The following is a 16,108-nucleotide window of genomic DNA, read 5'->3' as shown; positions in this document are numbered from 1 at the left end:
CAACGATATCGGATTAGTGATGCGGCGACAAGCAAGCCTTTGCGGGCAGAAAGATCGCTTGAAGTAGGGGTGGCCTCGTCAGCGGCAGCGGTTGGGAGGGCATGTAAGGAAGTCAGACCGGTCGACTACGACAACGTGCCAAGCGCCATCGTGGAGCAAGCACTACTGATGGTGGCGCAGTTCGGTTGGGGCGTGATTCGGCGTAGCTACGGTAACCCCAGCATCCCCGCCAACAAGTGGTACGAGGTCCTGCTCGGCCAGGCATTCACCCCGAGTCTTCAGTACCAATACGTTAGGGATAGTCTGATCAATGCGGCTGGTTGATGTGGTAAGCCACATTGGTCGCGCTGACCGCGTTTAGATGCTGGATTTTTCGCTGTTCCGGCGCATTTTCGGATGTTGCCCCGATTACAAGCACACCTAGCCCAGGGCAGGCATCAACTGAATTCTATTCAGCAATAGGTTCGACAGCGAAAACAACGTCAGCACCTACGCAGTGTTCTTGACCAGGTCGAGTGCACTTGCTGTTGTACTCCGCGTAGCCGAAAGATAGTTGCATCGAGATCATCTGCTCGGTTCGTTGATCCAATGTGGCAGCATTAAAGGGTGTTGTTCAGGCCTTCTCTAAGTAAGCATCGTCTTAAAAACAAAGACCGGCAATTACGCCGGTCTTGGATGCTCAAACTTGATGTGGCCTAGGCCGACAACTCCAGCAACAATTTGTTCAAGCGCTTCACATAGCCGGCCGGATCCTTGAGGCTATCGCCCGCCGCCAATGCGGCCTGGTCGAACAGCACCCGGCTCAGGTCGCCGAAGCGGTCCGTGTCGGCTTCCGCATCCAGCTTTTCGATCAGCGGGTGGGCGGGGTTGAACTCGAACACCGGCTTGGTTTCCGGCACGGCCTGGCCGCTGGCTTCCAGCAGCTGACGCATCTGCAGGCCCAGGTCGCCCTGGCCGATGGCCAGGATCGCCGGGGAGTCGGTCAGGCGGTGCGAGACGCGGACTTCGGCCACGTCGTCGCCCAGGGCGGCCTTGATGCGCGAGGCCAGGCCTTCCTTGGACTTGGCGACTTCTTCCTGCGCCTTCTTGTCTTCTTCCGAATCCAGCTTGCCCAGATCCAGGTCGCCGCGTGCCACGTCCACGAAGGACTTGCCGTCGAACTCGGTGAGATAGCTCATCAACCACTCGTCGATGCGGTCGGTGAGCAGCAGCACTTCGATGCCCTTCTTGCGGAACACTTCAAGATGCGGGCTGTCCTTGATCTGCGCATAGCTTTCGCCGGTGAGGTAGTACAGCTTGTCCTGACCTTCGGCCAACCGACCGACGTAATCGGTCAGGCCCACGCTCTGCGCGCCGGTGGTGTCGTGCGTGGAGGAGAAGCGCAGCAGACCGGCGATCTTCTCGCGGTTTGCGTAATCTTCGGCCGGTCCTTCCTTCAACGCCTGGCCGAAGTTGCGCCAGAACGTGGCGTAGTCGTCCGGCTTGTCCTTGGCCAGCTTCTCCAGCATGTCCAGCGATCGCTTGGTCAGTGCGGACTTCATCGAGTCCACCACCGGGCCCGATTGCAGGATTTCGCGCGAGACGTTGAGCGACAGGTCCGACGAATCCACCACGCCCTTGATGAAACGCAGGTACAGCGGCAGGAACTGCTCGGCCTGGTCCATGATGAAAACGCGCTGCACGTACAGCTTCAGGCCCTTGGCCGAATCGCGGTGGTACAGGTCGAACGGCGCACGGCCGGGCACGAACAGCAGCGAGGTGTATTCCAGCTTGCCTTCGACCTTGTTATGGCTCCACGCCAGCGGGTTGCCCGCGTCGTGCGCGACGTGCTTGTAGAACTCCTGATACTCCTCGTCCTTGATCTCGGACTTGGGGCGCGTCCACAGCGCGCTGGCGCGGTTGACCGATTCCCACTCCGGCTCGGCGGGCTTGTCGGCGTCTTCGCCGTAATGCTCCTTGCGCATTTCGATCGGCAGGCCGATGTGGTCGGAGTACTTCTTGAGGATGTTGCGCAGGGTCCAGCCGTCGGCGAAGGAGTCTTCGCCTTCCTTCAGCTGCAGCACGATGCGGGTGCCGCGCTCGGGCTTGTCGATGCTGGCGATTTCGAATTCGCCTTCGCCACGCGAAGACCAATGCACGCCCTCGTTGGCGGGCAGGCCGGCGCGGCGCGAGTACACGTCCACCTGGTCGGCGACGATGAAGGCGCTGTAGAAACCGACGCCGAACTGACCGATCAGGTTGGCGTCCTTCTTCTGGTCGCCGCTCAGGTGCTTGAGGAAGTCGGCGGTGCCGGACTTGGCGATGGTGCCCAGATGCGAGACCGCATCCTCGCGGCTCATGCCGATGCCGTTGTCGTCGATGGTGACGGTGCGCGCGTCCTTGTCGTAGTCGACGCGGATACGCAGCTCGCTGCCGCCTTCCAGCAGCTCGGGCTTGACCAAGGCTTCGAAGCGCAGCTTGTCGGCGGCGTCGGCAGCGTTGGAAACCAGCTCGCGCAGGAAGATTTCCTTGTTCGAGTACAACGAATGGATCATCAGCTGCAGCAGCTGCTTGACCTCGGTCTGGAAGCCCAGCGTCTGCTTGTCGGTGTCAACGGTCATTGGGGTCGTGCTCCATGGTGGTCCGGGCCGCACTGCGGCCGATGGCCTGGGGGATGAGGCCGTCGGCGGATTTTTTCAAGGCGTGCCGCGCAAGATGTGGCGCGTGGGTGTCCGGTCAGGGCAGGGCGGGCATGTCGGCGGCAGCGGTATCATGGGCGGCCATCGCCTGCACTCCGAACCATGCTGCCATTCGTACCACCTGTACTCCCCCGTCGTCCGCCTGCCACAGGCGCGCTGCGATGAGCCGCCCGGCGCGGCCGGCGCCGCGTGGCGCGGAAGGGCAGGTGCGCATCGTGGGCGGACGCTGGCGCAACACGCGGCTGGCGGTGCCCGACGCGCCGGGGCTGCGCCCCAGCAGCGACCGTGTGCGCGAAACGGTGTTCAACTGGTTGATGCCGCGCCTGCGCGGTGCGCGCGTGCTGGACCTGTTTGCCGGCTCCGGCGCGCTGGGGCTGGAATCGGTCTCGCGCGGGGCTGCGCATGCCACGCTGATCGAGCGCGACCCCGGCCTGGCGCAGCGGCTGCGCGAGCTGGTGACCAAGCTCGATGCGGCCGATCAGGTGCAGGTGCTGCAGGAGGACGCGCTGCGCTGGCTGGAGCGCGCGCCTGCGGCCCAGGCCGATATCGTGTTTGTCGACCCGCCGTTCGCCGCCGGCCTGTGGCCGAGCGTGCTCGAACGCCTGCCCGCGCATCTGGCCGCCGAGGCCTGGCTGTATCTGGAAGCGCCGGCCGACGCGGCGCTGCAGCTGCCGGCCGGCTGGCACCTGCACCGCGAGGGCGGTACCCGGCAGGTGCGCTATGCGCTGTATCGCCGGGCCGCTGCTACACTGAACGGCGATCCAGCCCCGGTAGTTTCCGTATGAGCGTGGCCAGCAGCCGCACCGCCGTCTATCCTGGTACCTTCGACCCGATCACCAACGGCCATATCGACCTGGTGAACCGCGCCGCGCCGTTGTTCGAGCGCGTGGTGGTGGGCGTGGCGTACAGCCCGTCCAAAGGCCCGGCGTTGCCGCTGGAAAAGCGCGTCGCGCTGGCGCAGGAAGCCCTGGCGGCGCACAAGAACGTGGAGGTGCGCGGCTTCGACACGCTGCTGGCGCACTTCGTGCGCGACATGAACGCCGGGGTGCTGCTGCGCGGCCTGCGCGCGGTGTCGGACTTCGAGTACGAATTCCAGATGGCCAGCATGAACCGCCATCTGATCCCGGAAGTGGAAACCCTGTTCCTCACCCCGGCCGAGCAATACAGCTTCATCTCGTCGTCGCTGGTGCGCGAAATCGCGCGGCTGGGCGGCGACGTCTCCGGCTTCGTGCCGGCCTCTGTGGTCGAAGCCTTGCGGCAGGTGCGCGAGTCCCGCGCGCAGGCCTGATCTCATCTGTCGTTCCATCACCACGCTTTTCAAAGGGAGGAGTTTCATGAAACACACCATGCGCGCTCTGGCGCTCGCTTCGATCGCCGCTCTGGCGGTCACCGCCTGCAAGAAGGAAGAGCCGGCGCCGACCGCCGCTGCCGCCCCGGCAGCGCTGAAGGCCCCGGCCAAGGACGACAACGCCGGCTGGAAGAAGTATCTGCAGGAAGTGGTCGGCCAGAACCTGGGCGCGACCACCAACAGCCCGTTCCTGTACTACTTGCCGCCGGAGTCCGATGCCGAGTTCGCCGGCAGCTACGAGCGTCAGCTGGAAAGCGTCAAGACCGCGCTGGCGCGTGGCGTGCAGCCGGGCAACATGCTGGCCTTCGGTTCGTCCGCATCCACCAAGATGGCCGACCTGATCGACGCCGCGTTCAAGGACGTGCAGCCGGATTCGATGAAGGGCGTGCGCGTGCTGTTCATCGGCGACGCCGCCGAGAATGCGCGCGTGCAGACCATCGTCCAGCCCAAGGGCGCGGAATACACCTTCGTTGAAGCCAAGTAATGCCGTACCAGGCCGGATGCGCGGGAGGGCGCAGCCGGCCGCCGTGTGCGGAGCCAGCAGCATGCTGACTTCGCACATCGCCGGAGCTGGCCGTGTCAGGCCGGTGTCCGACAGCGCCCACGGCGTTGTCCATTTGCTGATCATCTGCGCCGTGTGCGCCTGCCTGCAGCAGTACGTTGCGTTCCAGCGCCTGCAGTTGAATCGCGCTGCCTTGCATCGCATGGTGTTGTCGATATGTCGCTGAAAATCAACGAGCTCTGCGTCAACTGCGACGTCTGCGAACCGGCCTGCCCGAATCAGGCGATCTCGATGGGCGAGACCATCTACGTGATCGATCCGGCGCGTTGCACCGAGTGCGTGGGCCATTTCGACGAGGCGCAGTGCGTGGTGGTGTGCCCGGTCGAATGCATCGACCCGGATCCGGACATCCCGGAAACCCACGATCAATTGCTGGCCAAGCTCATGCAGCTGCAGCGCGATCATCCCGAACTGTACGAACAGGAGCCTCCCGTCCCGTGAGCACTTTGTCCCGACGTTTTTCGACACGCGGCCTGCTGTTGCTGGCCTTGGTGCTGGCGCCGCCGGCCTGGTCCGCCGACGGCGCCAAGCCGTCCGCCGGCGCAGCTGCGGCGGTCGCCGCGCATCCGCCCGGTGCGGCCGTGGCCAGCGGTCATGCCCTGGCCACCGATGCCGGCCTGCAGATCCTGCGCGAGGGCGGCAACGCGTTCGATGCGGCGATTGCGGTGTCGTCCACGCTGGCGGTGGTCGAGCCAATCAGCTCGGGGCTGGGCGGTGGCGGCTTCTTCCTGCTGCACGATGCCAAGACCGGCAAGGACGTGATGCTGGATGCGCGCGAATACGCGCCCGAATCGGCCACGCCGGAAAAATTCCTCAACAAGCAGGGCGAGCTCGACCGTGACCGCTCGGTCAACGGCCCGTGGTCGGCCGGTATTCCCGGGCTGCCCGCCGCGCTGGTGGAGCTGGCGGCCAAACACGGCCGGCTGCCGCTGAAGCAATCGCTGGCACCGTCGATCCGCATCGCCACCGAGGGCTTCCCGGTGTATGCGCGCATGGCCAAGGGCTACGCCTCGCGGCGCGAGGTGATGGAGCGCTATCCCGGCACGCGCGAGGTGTACTTGCGCGGCGGAAAACCGATTGCCGAAGGCGACCTCTTCAAGCAGCCCGAGCTGGCGCACACCTTGACGCTGCTCGGCGACAAGGGCTTCGATGGGTTCTACAAGGGCGAGACCGCCAAGAAGCTGATCGCCGGCGTCAAGCAGGCCGGTGGCCATTGGACCGCGGCGGAGCTGGCCGGTTATGCGGTCAAAGAGCGCACGCCGATCCAATTCGATTACCGCGGCTGGAAGATCACCACCGCGCCGCCGCCGTCGTCCGGCGGCATCGCGCTCGCTGCGATGCTGCAGATTCTGGAAGGCTGGGATCTGAGCAAGCTCGACGACGTGCATCGCACCCATCTGGTGGTGGAATCGATGCGCCGTGCCTACCGCGACCGCACGTTCTTCCTGGGCGACCCGGACTTTGTCGACGTGCCGCAGCGTGTGCTGACCAGCAAGGATTATGCGCAAGGCCTGCGTGCCACCATCAATCCGGAAAGGGCCACGCCCAGCGATCTGTTGTCGGGCAACCCCACGCCGCTGGAAGACGACGAGACCACCCACTTTTCCATCATCGATGGCGAAGGCAACCGCGTCGGCGCCACCCAGACCGTCAACCTGCTGTATGGCTCGGGCCTGATCCCCAAGGGCACCGGCGTGCTGCTCAACGACGAGATGGACGACTTTGCGCTCAAGCCGGGCACGCCGAACGCATTCGGGGTGATGGGCTATGCCGCCAACGCGCCCAAGCCGGGCAAGCGCATGCTCAGCTCGATGACGCCCACCTTCATGGAATCGGCCGACAAGGCGATCGTGCTGGGGACGCCGGGCGGCAGCCGCATCATCACCATGGTGCTGCTGGGCATCCTGGGTTACGACGCCGGGCTGGATGCGCAGGCGGTCAGTGCCTTGCCGCGCTATCACCATCAGTGGCTGCCGGACGTCATCGACGCCGAAACCGACGCGTTCTCGCCGCAGACCGCCAAGGGCCTGCAGGCGATGGGCCACGCGCTCAAGCTGCCGGGCGACACCGCCGAGGGCGGGCGCGGTTCCAGCCACGTGTGGGGCAACCTGCAGACCGTGGAATGGGACAAGCGCAGCAACGTGCTCAGCGGCGGCAGCGACCCGCGCAATCCGGTGGGCAAGGCAGAAGTGCAGTTGGCTGCACCGGCGCGATGAGTCCGTCCTGCCTGCTCCGTGCGCCGGAGCAGGCAAGCCGAAGCGGACGACCGGACATGCCCTCTGCTGCGGTGGCGTCTTGTCAGCGGGGGCGGCTCGCGCGGCAGCGTTGCCAGCTGTCGCGCTGCGAAACGTCTCAGGCGCGTGCGTGCAAGGTGCTGGCCTGCGTCAGCGCGATGGCTTGCCCGTCGCGGCTTCGCCAGCGGCAATGCGATTTGCCGCGGTGGCTTATGTCGATATTGGACTTGTCGCTGTGCGTCGATTTGGCGACCATCGTGGCATGACCATTTTCCAGACCTTGATTGCCGCCATGGTGATCGCATCGCCCATCGCCGCCTGTGCGGCCGATACCACCGGCACTGCCGGCACCGCAACGGAGACCGGCGCTGCCATCCACGTCAATCAGCTCGGCTATCTGCCCGGCTCAGCCAAGCTGGCGGTGGTCGGGTTGCCGCAGGGCGCGGCGCCGGGGGCGGACCGTTTCACGGTCGAAGATGCACAGGGCCGCAAGGTGCTGCAAGGCAGCTTGCTACCGCCAGCGCTGTGGTCGCCTGCTGGTCAGCAGGCGCGTGTGGCGGATTTCTCCAGCGTGCGTGCGCCGGGCACCTACCGGTTGAAGATCGACGGGCTGCCGGCCTCGGATGCATTTGCGATCGATGCGCGTGCGTATCAGCCGGTAGTCGATGCGTCGCTGAAGGCGTTCTACTACAACCGTGCCAGCACCGCGTTGCCGGCGCAGTTCGCCGGGCGTTACGCGCGTGCGGCCGGACATCCGGACACGCAGGTGCGCATCCATCCTTCCGCCGCGTCTGCCACGCGTCCGGCCGACAGCGTGATCAGCGCACCCAAGGGCTGGTACGACGCCGGCGATTACAACAAGTACATCGTCAATTCCGGCATCAGCACCTACACCTTGCTGGCGGCCTACGAGCACTACCCGGCGCTGTTCAACGCGCAGGCCCTGACCATCCCCGACGACGCGCCCGGCGTGCCCGGCATCCTTCAGGAAACCTGGTGGAACCTGGAATGGATGCTGGCCATGCAGGACCCGGCCGATGGCGGGGTGTACCACAAGCTCACCGACAAGCAGTTCGATGGACTGGTGATGCCGGCGCAGGCCGGGCAGCAGCGCTATGTGGTGATGAAGGCCACCGCGGCCACGCTGGATTTTGCGGCCGTGATGGCGGCCGCCAGCCGCGTCTATGCGCCGTTCGAAAAACAATATCCCGGGGTGTCGGCACGCATGTTGAAGGCCGCGCGCGCTGCCTGGAGCTGGGCGCAGCAACATCCGGACGTGATCTATCGCCAGCCCGACGACGTGCGCACCGGCGGTTATGACGATGCGCAGGTCGACGACGAGTTCGCGTGGGCGGCAGCGGAGCTGTATGTCACCACCGGCGAGGATGCTTTCTACGACGCGATGCTGGCGCGCAACGTGCCGGCCAGCGTACCTGGCTGGAGCAATGTGGGCGGGCTGGCGTGGATGTCGCTGGCCTCGCATCGCGACACGCTGACCGCGCATGCGGACCGTGCGCGCATCACGCGCGAGATCACCGGTCTGGCGCAGCAGTTGACCGACCAGTGGCAGGCGTCTCCGTGGCGCCTGGCCATGGCCGACAAGGATTTCGTATGGGGCAGCAATGCGTCCGTACTCAACCGCGCGATGATGCTGCTGCAGGGCTATCGGCTGACCCGGCAACGGGCGACGCTGGATGCCGCGCAATCGCACCTGGATTACATCCTGGGCCGCAATCCGCTGGGGCTATCGTTCGTCACCGGCGTGGGCCAGCGCACGCCGATGCATATCCATCATCGCCCATCGGAGGCCGACGGCATCGAGGCGCCGGTGCCGGGTTGGCTGGCCGGCGGCCCGCAACCGGGACAGCAGGATGCCAAGGACTGCAAGGTGCCGTATCCGTCCAGATTGCCGGCGCTGTCGTACCTGGACGACACCTGCAGTTACGCGAGCAATGAAGTCGCCATCAACTGGAATGCGCCGCTGGTATATGTGAGTGCGGCAATCGAGGCGTCGACACCCTGAGGCAGGCTTCAGCGCGTCGACGCGGTTTTTCCTGCTCCCGTCGGGAGACGGTGGCGCATAGCGCCGGGTGAGGGTACGGCGTGTGCACGAACGCTGACGCACCGTCCCCTCACCCCAACCCCTCGCCCGTAGGGGAGGGGCTTGAAGCCGCCGATTCATCTTGTCGGCGCGGTTGCAGCGCGGTCGGATAGTGCAGCGCGCATCGGTCTTTGATCTGGACGCTTGGGACGCTCATCTCAGCTGGGAAACTCACTTCAGCTGGAAAGCTCACTCCACCCGCGTACCAAAAATCCGGTCGCCGGCATCGCCCAGCCCGGGCAGGATGTAGCCCTTTTCGTTGAGATGATCGTCGATTGCGGCGGTATACACCTCCACGTCCGGATGCACCGCTTCCAGCGCTTTCAGGCCTTCCGGTGCGGCGACCAGGAAGATGCCCTTGATGCGCCGCGCACCGGCACGCTTGAGCATGTCGATGGTGGCGATCAACGTGCCGCCGGTGGCCAGCATCGGGTCCAGGATCAGTGCGTCGCGCTCTTCCAGGCGCCCGGTGAGGCGTTCGAAGTAGGGCACCGGCTGCAGGGTTTCTTCGTCGCGCTGCAGGCCGACCACACTCACGCGTGCGGCCGGAATCAGCGCCAGCACGCCGGGCAGCATGCCCAAGCCGGCACGCAGGATCGGCACCAGGGTGATCTTGGCACCGGCGATGCGCTGCACATCGACCGGGCCGGCCCAGCCTTGTTGCACGTGCGATTCGGTGTCCAGATTGGCGGTGGCCTCATAGGCCAGTAGCGTGCCCAGCTCGGTGACCAATTCGCGAAATCCCTTGGTGCTCAAGGCGGCATCGCGCAGCAGGCCGATTTTGTGCTGGACGAGAGGGTGGCGGACTTCGACGATTTTCATGGGAAGCGACAGGCGGGAGAGACGCACAGTGTGCCGCAGCCATGCGTTGCGCTGCCACACGTCCGGTGTGATCGCGCTTGCATATGTCATGTCGTTGAAACGTCGCAGACATAGTGTGCACACCCATTCTTAACCGATTGGGGAAGCACTCGTGTCCAACAAGACTCCGCTCTGCCTGGCGATCACGCTGACGCTGGCATCGGCCGGCTGGGGCCCGCAGGCACATGCGGCAGAGGCGGCGGCCGCATCCGGCGCGGCCAGCGGTGCGGCGGCCATTGATCTGGAACGTCTGGAAGTGCGCCCGCAGCTGGAAGCGCAGGAGCGCGCAGTCGATCTCAAGCGTGCGTCCGATGCCATCCAGGATGCCGTGGCCTCCGATGCGATGGGGCGTTACCCCGACAAGAATGTTGCAGAATCCTTGCAGCGCCTGCCCGGTGTCAGCGTCACCCGCGATCAGGGCGAGGGGCGTTTTGTGGTGATCCGCGGCCTGGATTCGTCGCTCAACAGCGTGACCATCGACGGCATGAGCATGGGCACGCCGGAAGACGGCACCCGCTCGGCGCCGCTGGACGTGATTCCGTCCGATTCCACCGAGCGCTTGAAGGTGGTGAAGTCGCCCACCCCGGACATGCCGGGCGATTCGATCGGCGGCGCCATCCAGGTGGAATCCACCTCTGCGTTCGATCGAGACGGGCGCACCCTGCGCGGTTCGATCGAAGGCAGCCACCAGTCGCTGTCGGGCAAGACCAGCCCCAAGGGCGCGTTCAACTACAGCGACATCTACAACGGCACCTTCGGTGTGGCGGTGGGTGTGAACTATCAGGACCGCGAGTTCGAATCGGACAACACCGAAGTGGCGTACGACCGCTTCGACGGTGGCGCTGCCGACGACCTGTTCGCCGGCGAAGTACAGCGCCGCAAATACTTCATCGAGCGCACCCGCATGGGCGCCAACCTCAATCTGGACTGGCGCCCGGACGCCGACAACCGCTACTACCTGCGCTCGCTGTACAGCCGTTTCGACGATGCCGAAACACGCCAGCGCACCATCTTCGGCCTGGGCGACGGTGAGGTCAGCGCCAACGGCGATGGCACCTACAACGTGGCCGATCTGCCGGCCGACAGCATCTCCAAGCGGGTGCGCTACCGCACCAAGAAGGAAGACAACACGGCGATCAGCTTTGGCGGCGAAAACCGCCTGAGCAGCGCCACCGTCGATTACAAGGTGGGCTATACCAAGACCACCGAGCGGGTGAACGATGAGATGGAAGCGCGCTTCAACTACGACGGTGACGACCTGTCGGCCAGCGTGGATCAGCGCAGCGGCATCCCGCGGTTGGGCTTCTCGGACAACCGATGGCAGAGCAACCAGGATTTCGTGTTCGACCGCTTCGTGCTGGCGCCCAAGACGGTGGACGATAGCGAGCACAGCGCGCAGGTCAATGTGCGTTTCGATGGCGAACATTCCAGCCTGAAGATGGGCGTGCTCGGTCGCTGGCGCGAACGCGATGTGGACGTCGACGAACAGGAGCTGCGGCGTGGCCCCGCCATCGGTCTGAGCAGCTGGACCACCGCCGCACCGGAGCACCGCGGCGGTACGCTGGGCGAAAGCATCGGCTCGGACGGCATGCGCCGCTACTGGCGCGCGTCGGGCGGGTTGTACAGCGCACGGCCGCAGGATGTGGGCGGCAACCAGCAGGTCTCGCTGCAGGACGACTACACCGCAACCGAAGACGTGTTCGCCACCTATGCGATGGGCACCTGGGATATCGGTGCATTGCGCATGATTGCCGGCGTCCGCGTGGAGAACACCCAGTTCAACGCCACCGGCAACCAGGTCGACGTTGCCGAAAACGGCCGTACTGCGACGGTCACGCCGCGCGAGGCGTCCAGCAGCTACACCAACGTGCTGCCGGGCCTGCACCTGCGTTACGACAGCGGCAACGACTGGGTGTTGCGGTTTGCAGCCAACAAGACCTTGTCGCGCCCGTCGTTCGGCGATGTGTCGCCACGCGTGAGCATCAACCGCGGCGATGAGGAAGTGAGCATCGGCAACCCGGATCTCAACCCGTATCGCTCCACCAATCTGGATCTGTCGTTCGAAAAATACATCGGCAGCACCGGCCTGGTGTCGCTGGGCGTGTTCAACAAGTCGATCGACGATTACATCGTGCAGACCATCAGTACCACCGATGTCGAGTTCCCCGGTTTGCAGGTGACGCGCTCGATCAATGGCGACACCGCCAAGGTGCGCGGCGCCGAGTTCAATTGGCAGCAGACGCTGGACTTCCTGCCCGAAGGCTGGAATGGCTTGCTGGTCGGTGCCAGCGCCACCGCGCTGGACAGCGACTTCGACCCGGGCCTGAGCGATCGCGCCGGCGACGACTTCATGCTGCCGCGCTCGTCCAAGCGCATCTACAGCGGCCATCTGGGCTATGAAAAATACGGCTTCAGTGCGCGCGTGGCTGCGGTGTATCGCAGCGAGTACCTGGACACCATCGGCCAGAGCCGTGCGTACGATATCTATGTCGCCCCGCACACCCAGCTGGATGTCAGCATGAGTTATCAGTTCAACAGCCACATCAGCCTGTACCTGGAAGCGCAGAACCTGCTGGATGAGCCATTGGAGCTGTACCAGGGCGTGCCCTCGCGCACGCTGCAGAACGAAGAGTACGGCCGCACCTATGCGCTGGGCCTGAAGGTGGCGCTGTGATGCGCGCTGGCGGGCTGCTGCACTCCACAGTGTTTGCGAGCGCGTTGCTGCTGGCCGGGTGTGCGACCAAGCCGGTCGACCGCGAAGCCGACGAAGCGCTGCTCACCGATCCCACGCTCAGCGACGCCAAGGTCGCGCACGAAGTGGTGCCGGAAGCCTTCATCACCGCGCTGACGCCGTCCGACAATCTGGATTCGCCGGCCAGCTGGATTGCGCCCGATGGCAGCCGCTGGGTGATCGCCACGGCCAAGGCCACGCATGCGCTGGTGGTGTTCGACGGCGACAGCGGCAAGCGGCTGCGCGTGGTCGGCGGCAAGGGCAAGGCATTGGGCAAGCTGGACCGGCCCAACGGGATTTCGGTGGTCGACGATCTGGTCTTCGTGGTCGAGCGCGACAACCGCCGCGTGCAGGTGTTTTCGCTGCCGGATTTCAAACCGCTGACCGCGTTCGGCCAGGAAGACCTGCGCGAGCCTTACGGGCTATGGGTGCGCAAGCATGACGGCGGCTACGAGGTGGTGGTCAGCGACAACTACATGTCGCCGGCCAACAAGGATCAGCCGCCGCCGCTGGCCGAACTGGGCCAGCGTTTTCGTCGCTATCAGTTGAATGCGGCAGGGCAGGGCTGGCAGGCGCGGCTGACGCAGAGTTTTGGCGACACCACCGCCGCTGGCGCGGTGCGCATCGCCGAATCGGTGTTTGGCGATGAGGCCAATGCGCGGCTGCTGATTGCCGAAGAAGACGTGGCGGTGGGCACGCAGTTGCGCGAGTACGGCATGGACGGGCGCTACCGCGGGCGCGATGTCGGCGCCGGGCTGTTCAAGGCGCAGGCCGAGGGCTTGACCTTGCTGCAGTGCGCCGATGGCAGCGGCTACTGGATCGCCACCGATCAGTTCAAGGATCGCAGCGTGTTCCAGGTGTTCGATCGCAACACGCTGGCGCATGTAGGCGCCTTCGCCGGCCGCGTCACCGCCAATACCGATGGCGTGTGGCTGGATCAGCGCGGCGATGCGCGCTTCCCCGGCGGCGTGTTCTACGCGCTGCACGACGACCAGGCCGTGGCCGCATTCGATTGGCGCGACATCGCACGCACCCTGCGGTTGAAGGACTGCGCGCCATGAGCGTGGCGCGTGCAGCGTGTTATGCAGCGCTCCTGTCGATCGCACTGGCGGGTACCCAGGCGCTGGCTGGCGAGCGGGCGGCCGAGCCGAATACGCAGGTGCCGGCCGGTTCCGCCCATTACGTGGCCGATGGCTTTCCGGACCGGATCGTCGCCACGCCCGCACAGGACGCGGCGACCGGTTTCGCGGTGGCCTGGCGCACCGATGCCAGCGTCGATCAGCCGTGGCTGGAACTGGTGATTGCCGGCGATTCGCCCGACGTCGGTACGCCACGGCGCATCCGCGCCAGCACCGCCACGCTGAGCAGCGAAAACGGCAGCTCGCATCACCATCGTGCCGATATCGACGGCTTGCAGCCCGACACCTTGTACGCCTACCGCGTGCAGGGGCACGACACCTGGGGCGCATGGAACCACTTCCGCACCGCGGCCACGCCGCAGACACCGCTGACGCTGCTGTACTTCGGCGATACCCAGAACAAGAATCTCAGCCTGGTGTCGCGGGTGATCCGCCAGGCCTGGCGCTCGGCGCCGGACGCGCGTCTGGCGCTGTTTGCCGGCGATCTGGTCAGCGGCAAGGACGGCCAGGACGACAACGAATGGGCTGAGTGGTTCGAAGCCGGGCGCTGGTTGCTGGAAGGCACCGCGGTGGCGCCGGCACCGGGCAATCACGAGTACCACGAAGAGGGCGAAGACACCCCGCAGGCCACCCGCACGCTTGGCAGCCACTGGCCGGTAACCTTCGCCCTGCCGCGTAACGGGCCCTCGGCCACGGCGCGCACCAGTTACTGGTTCGACTATCAGGGCGTGCGCATCGCCGTGCTCGATGGCACCTCGGTACTGGACCTGGGCACCGGCCCGGCACAGGCGCAATGGCTGGACACGGTGCTGGCCGACAACCCGCACCCGTGGTCGATCGTGCTGATCCATCAGCCGTTCTTTTCGCCGCGCGCCGATCGCGAGAACGAAAAGCTGGTCGAACAGGTGCTGCCGGTGATCCGCCGGCACAAGGTGGATCTGGTGCTGCAAGGGCACGACCACACCTATGGCCGGCGCGGCGACCAGGCCGGGCAGGCCACGCCGGTGTTCGTGGTATCGGTCGCCGGGCCCAAGCAATACCGGCTTTCGGACATGGCCCGCAAGACCATGCGCCCGGTGGGTGAAGACACCCAGCTGTATCAGGTGCTGCGCATCGACGGCCAGCATCTGGTCTACGAATCGCGCACCGCCACCGGCCGCCTGTATGACGCCTTCGAGCTGCGGCGCGACGCGCACGGCGACAAACGACTGATCGAGCACCCGCAAGGGCGTATCGCACCACGCGATTGCCCGCGCGATGCCACGCTCAAGGGCCGTGCGGATCGTTGCTGGGAGTGAGCCGGGCAGGGCGCAGGAATGGCGATTGCGCACTCTCGAAGATGGCGGCGCTGCCCCGATGATGTGCAAGGCGCGAACCCTGCACAGGTACGCCTTGTGCTGCGATCTGACGGTTATCGCCGGGTCTCGATCACGCAACGATGACAAAGCGGCGAAAGGTTGAAACGGCATCCGCCAAGATTTATGCGTCGTTGCAAAACTTCGCATCGCCATAGATTTTATGGATGGGGAGTGCGTTGCACGATCAGATACTGTGGATTACATCACATCGATAGTGAGACTACGGTTGCTGCGGCCAAGTCGCCAGCCGAGTGACCCGCTTCAACGCGGTGCTGCGGTGACGGCTCTGGCTCCCCCAGCCCACCGAGTCGCCCCCCATGATTCCCCAACTCATTCACCTGACCGCACCCACCAAGCAGCTGCTGTGGGAGGAGCGCAGGGTTTGCGATCGCCTGCAGCGTTTGTTGCCCGGATGGACCTGTCACCTCTGGGACGATGCCGATAACTCGGAATTGATGCGACGTGCGTTTCCGCAGTTTGCGCAGCGCTACGAGCGCATCCGTTTTGGCGTGATGAAAGCCGACATCGCGCGCTGTGCATACATGCATGCGCATGGCGGTTTCTACTTCGACACCGACTACAAGCTACTGCGCCCGCTAGGTGCGGACGTGCTGTCGCAGCGATGCGTGCTGCCCATCGAGGAGGGCACGCCCGGCAACGACGACTTCAAGATCGGTAATGCCGTGTTCGGCTCCGAAGCGGGGCATCCGTTCTGGCGCGCGTTCATCGAGCACATTTTCAACGTGCATGCACCGGAAGCGCTGGAAGACCACCGCGAGATTCCGATGATCTCCGGCCCGCGCGGGCTCACTCGCTTCTACAACGCGCATGGCGGGCAGTTCGCCGGCATCGTGTTCCCGCCGCGCAATGCCTTCCATCCGGATCGCACCTGGTTCGGGCTTGGCCATCGTGGCGGCCAGATCGCAGTCGGCTCGCACTTGTGCTGGGCATCGTGGCGCGGCAAATCGCCACACCGCGCAGTGAGCAATTACCTGCGCCGCAAGTTGAGTGCGGTGCCGATCTGATTGGTGCTTGTCCGTTGTGACACAGCGACCGACCTCGGCGCATGCGGTGCAGGACGAGGGTGTTCAGCCAA

13 protein-coding genes are annotated in these 16,108 nt (G+C 65.2%); 11 read left to right on the top strand and 2 right to left on the bottom strand.

Annotation, left to right across the window (positions count from 1 at the left end):
- Positions 1-150 precede the first annotated feature (150 nt).
- Positions 151-324 (top strand): hypothetical protein, encoded by a 174-nt coding sequence (locus FHY19_RS00855; RefSeq protein WP_259160864.1) that lies wholly within the window; start codon positions 151-153, stop codon positions 322-324.
- A 371-nt stretch (positions 325-695) separates the two neighbouring features.
- On the opposite strand, the gene htpG is transcribed toward FHY19_RS00855, so the two are convergent.
- A complete protein-coding gene (gene htpG / locus FHY19_RS00850; RefSeq protein ID WP_259160861.1) occupies positions 696-2,600 on the bottom strand; it encodes a molecular chaperone HtpG in 1,905 nt (634 codons plus the stop codon).
- Positions 2,601-2,839: 239 nt separating this feature from the next.
- On the opposite strand from htpG, the gene rsmD reads away from it, so the two are divergent.
- The 6 genes from rsmD (at position 2,840) to FHY19_RS00820 (ending at position 8,845) form a co-directional block, all read left to right on the top strand.
- The gene (gene rsmD / locus FHY19_RS00845; RefSeq protein WP_259160859.1) at positions 2,840-3,463 is read left to right on the top strand and encodes a 16S rRNA (guanine(966)-N(2))-methyltransferase RsmD; all 624 of its coding nucleotides are present in this window, start codon (positions 2,840-2,842) and stop codon (positions 3,461-3,463) included.
- Complete coding sequence (gene coaD / locus FHY19_RS00840) at positions 3,460-3,966, top strand: pantetheine-phosphate adenylyltransferase (protein ID WP_259150798.1); 507 nt, start codon at positions 3,460-3,462, stop codon at positions 3,964-3,966. Before rsmD ends, coaD begins: the two co-directional genes overlap by 4 nt.
- 46 nt (positions 3,967-4,012) lie before the next feature.
- Complete coding sequence (locus FHY19_RS00835) at positions 4,013-4,510, top strand: hypothetical protein (RefSeq protein WP_055851674.1); 498 nt, start codon at positions 4,013-4,015, stop codon at positions 4,508-4,510.
- Between the two features lie 234 nt (positions 4,511-4,744).
- Complete coding sequence (locus FHY19_RS00830; protein WP_104612443.1) at positions 4,745-5,029, top strand: YfhL family 4Fe-4S dicluster ferredoxin; 285 nt, start codon at positions 4,745-4,747, stop codon at positions 5,027-5,029.
- Positions 5,026-6,804: a gamma-glutamyltransferase gene (ggt, locus tag FHY19_RS00825; protein WP_259160858.1), complete on the top strand. Its 1,779-nt coding sequence runs from the start codon at positions 5,026-5,028 to the stop codon at positions 6,802-6,804. Before FHY19_RS00830 ends, ggt begins: the two co-directional genes overlap by 4 nt.
- A 280-nt stretch (positions 6,805-7,084) precedes the next feature.
- Entirely contained in the window at positions 7,085-8,845 is a 1,761-nt protein-coding gene (locus FHY19_RS00820) for a glycoside hydrolase family 9 protein (protein ID WP_259160855.1), read from the top strand.
- Positions 8,846-9,112: 267 nt separating this feature from the next.
- Here FHY19_RS00820 and upp read toward each other — a convergent pair whose 3' ends face one another.
- Entirely contained in the window at positions 9,113-9,745 is a 633-nt protein-coding gene (gene upp, locus FHY19_RS00815) for a uracil phosphoribosyltransferase (RefSeq protein WP_055852279.1), read from the bottom strand.
- Between the two features lie 151 nt (positions 9,746-9,896).
- Between upp and FHY19_RS00810 the strand changes: the two genes are divergently transcribed.
- The 4 genes from FHY19_RS00810 (at position 9,897) to FHY19_RS00795 (ending at position 16,037) form a co-directional block, all read left to right on the top strand.
- On the top strand, positions 9,897-12,458 hold the full coding sequence (locus FHY19_RS00810) for a TonB-dependent receptor (protein WP_259160853.1): 2,562 nt from the start codon (positions 9,897-9,899) through the stop codon (positions 12,456-12,458).
- Positions 12,458-13,576 carry a phytase gene (locus tag FHY19_RS00805; RefSeq protein ID WP_259160851.1) on the top strand — a complete coding sequence of 373 codons (1,119 nt, stop codon included), beginning with the start codon at positions 12,458-12,460 and terminating at the stop codon, positions 13,574-13,576. Before FHY19_RS00810 ends, FHY19_RS00805 begins: the two co-directional genes overlap by 1 nt.
- Entirely contained in the window at positions 13,573-14,952 is a 1,380-nt protein-coding gene (locus FHY19_RS00800; protein ID WP_259160849.1) for a metallophosphoesterase family protein, read from the top strand. Before FHY19_RS00805 ends, FHY19_RS00800 begins: the two co-directional genes overlap by 4 nt.
- 377 nt (positions 14,953-15,329) lie before the next feature.
- Complete coding sequence (locus tag FHY19_RS00795) at positions 15,330-16,037, top strand: glycosyltransferase (RefSeq protein ID WP_259150787.1); 708 nt, start codon at positions 15,330-15,332, stop codon at positions 16,035-16,037.
- Positions 16,038-16,108 lie beyond the last annotated feature (71 nt).

Origin of the sequence: Xanthomonas sp. 4461, from assembly GCF_024806475.1 — a bacterium.
GTDB lineage: Bacteria > Pseudomonadota > Gammaproteobacteria > Xanthomonadales > Xanthomonadaceae > Xanthomonas > Xanthomonas arboricola_F.
The sequence above is the reverse complement of the archived record's forward strand: the minus strand, read 5'-3'. Positions and strand labels throughout refer to the sequence as shown.

Excerpts from the sequence above, each read along its gene's own strand:
- FHY19_RS00820 (WP_259160855.1), top strand. The coding sequence starts at position 7,085 with ATGACCATTTTCCAGACCTTGATTGCCGCCATGGTGATCGCATCGCCC.
- FHY19_RS00805 (WP_259160851.1), top strand. The coding sequence starts at position 12,458 with ATGCGCGCTGGCGGGCTGCTGCACTCCACAGTGTTTGCGAGCGCGTTG.
- FHY19_RS00800 (WP_259160849.1), top strand. The coding sequence starts at position 13,573 with ATGAGCGTGGCGCGTGCAGCGTGTTATGCAGCGCTCCTGTCGATCGCA.
- rsmD (WP_259160859.1), top strand. The coding sequence starts at position 2,840 with ATGAGCCGCCCGGCGCGGCCGGCGCCGCGTGGCGCGGAAGGGCAGGTG.
- coaD (WP_259150798.1), top strand. The coding sequence starts at position 3,460 with ATGAGCGTGGCCAGCAGCCGCACCGCCGTCTATCCTGGTACCTTCGAC.
- upp (WP_055852279.1), bottom strand. The coding sequence starts at position 9,745 with ATGAAAATCGTCGAAGTCCGCCACCCTCTCGTCCAGCACAAAATCGGC.
- htpG (WP_259160861.1), bottom strand. The coding sequence starts at position 2,600 with ATGACCGTTGACACCGACAAGCAGACGCTGGGCTTCCAGACCGAGGTC.
- FHY19_RS00830 (WP_104612443.1), top strand. The coding sequence starts at position 4,745 with ATGTCGCTGAAAATCAACGAGCTCTGCGTCAACTGCGACGTCTGCGAA.
- FHY19_RS00795 (WP_259150787.1), top strand. The coding sequence starts at position 15,330 with ATGATTCCCCAACTCATTCACCTGACCGCACCCACCAAGCAGCTGCTG.
- FHY19_RS00835 (WP_055851674.1), top strand. The coding sequence starts at position 4,013 with ATGAAACACACCATGCGCGCTCTGGCGCTCGCTTCGATCGCCGCTCTG.